This is a genomic window from Candidatus Cardinium hertigii (genome assembly GCF_003788695.1).
In genome coordinates this window covers 100,361-101,261 of sequence record NZ_RARA01000025.1, presented here as the reverse complement: position 1 = coordinate 101,261, position 901 = coordinate 100,361, and the positions used below count along the sequence as shown (strand labels likewise).

Below are 901 nucleotides of genomic sequence, written 5' to 3'. Positions count from 1 at the left end.
TTTCCAAAGCAAGGTATAAACTTTCTCATACTGGATTTAAAGAATTATTGGAAGACAGCATCCGGATAGCTTACCAAAATGATCCTACCTATGGCACATGGAAGAGGTACAGACTTATTGCAGCAGATGGTTCTTCCCTTCGTTTACCTGCTTCACCCGAAATCATATCGGAGTTTGGTCTTTTTAAACCAAATGGCACAAACGGAATTGTGCTCCCTTTAGCCAGGGTTTCACTATTTGTTGATTTATCTACATCTCTGATTTGTAATGCTCNAACGATTAAAGATAAGTGCAGAACTAGAGAATTTTTCTGGTATATATTTAGAAGCTGTATTACAGGAATTTTGGGCTCATTTAGTAATGTGTAATTTATTGGCATTGCATATGTGTGATGCTCAAGGTCCCTGGAAACCAGAGCAAATAAATGAGTATCGTTTGAATTTTTCAGTTTTGTTTGGGGTGATGCGTCAGAAAATGCATCAAGTGCTGATTGGGAAGTGCTCAACTAAAAGCTTTCAGAAACTCTTTGATAGAGTGTGCANNTTAGTTGAGCACTTCCCAATCAGCACTTGATGCATTTTTTGACGCATCACACCAAACAAAACTGAAAAATTCAAACGATACTCATTTATTTTCTCTGGTTTCCAGGGACCTTGAGCATCACACATATGCAGTGCCAATAAATTACACATTACTAAATGAGCCCAAAATTCCTGTAATACAGCTTCTAAATATATACCAGAAAAATTCTCTAGTTCTGCACTTATTTTTAATCGTTTATAACACTCTTCTATATGCCACCTCAAAGCATAAACTTTACTAATGCTTTCCAGGGTAAATTGTGCTCTGTCAAAAAGTGAAGTAACCAAAACTTCTCTTTTGCCATTGGATAACATAAACG

2 pseudogenes (1 of these 2 only partly in view) are annotated in these 901 nt (G+C 36.5%); one reads left to right on the top strand and one right to left on the bottom strand.

What is annotated here, in order from left to right:
• Window positions 1-534: pseudogene (locus tag EDM02_RS03625) on the top strand (IS4-like element ISWosp8 family transposase) (its annotated part extends 13 nt beyond the left edge of the window); the annotation flags it as partial.
• 14 nt (window positions 535-548) lie between these two features.
• Here the strand turns inward: EDM02_RS03625 and EDM02_RS03620 are convergent.
• Window positions 549-893: pseudogene (locus EDM02_RS03620) on the bottom strand (IS4-like element ISWosp8 family transposase); the annotation flags it as partial.
• Window positions 894-901 lie beyond the last annotated feature (8 nt).